1 protein-coding gene is annotated in these 296 nt (G+C 54.7%); it reads right to left on the bottom strand.

Annotation, left to right across the window (positions count from 1 at the left end):
- Positions 1-296: hypothetical protein (locus M3200_RS08805; RefSeq protein WP_288178256.1), on the bottom strand; the 296-nt coding region annotated here is incomplete at both ends.

Here is a 296-nt window from a genome sequence, read left to right as displayed (position 1 = left end):
TCTTCCATTCCTCGATGAGGACGAGGCTTGTGATCCCCTGCAGGTTGCTGTAGTAATTTGCGATAAGACCTTCATTCCACGTCATGATCCCCGTGATGCCGGCAAATTCCCTGGAAAGTTCGTCCAGGAAATTCCTTTTCTCCCTGGCAATCGCCGCATTGACGTAGCCTGCGAAGTTTTCATTGATGCCGTGCGCGATCAGGTACGGGCTTTTGAGGTAAGCACGCGTGAGATGGTAGTCGTCGGTGCGGAATGCCCCGGACTGCTCCGCCGGATTTCCGGAAAGTCCCGGAAGG

Source organism: Dialister sp. CAG:357 (genome assembly GCF_000435155.1).
In the GTDB taxonomy this organism is placed as follows: Bacteria; Bacillota; Negativicutes; order Veillonellales; family Dialisteraceae; genus Dialister; species Dialister hominis.
Note: the sequence above shows the minus strand (reverse complement) of the source record. Positions and strands in the feature narration are given on the sequence as shown.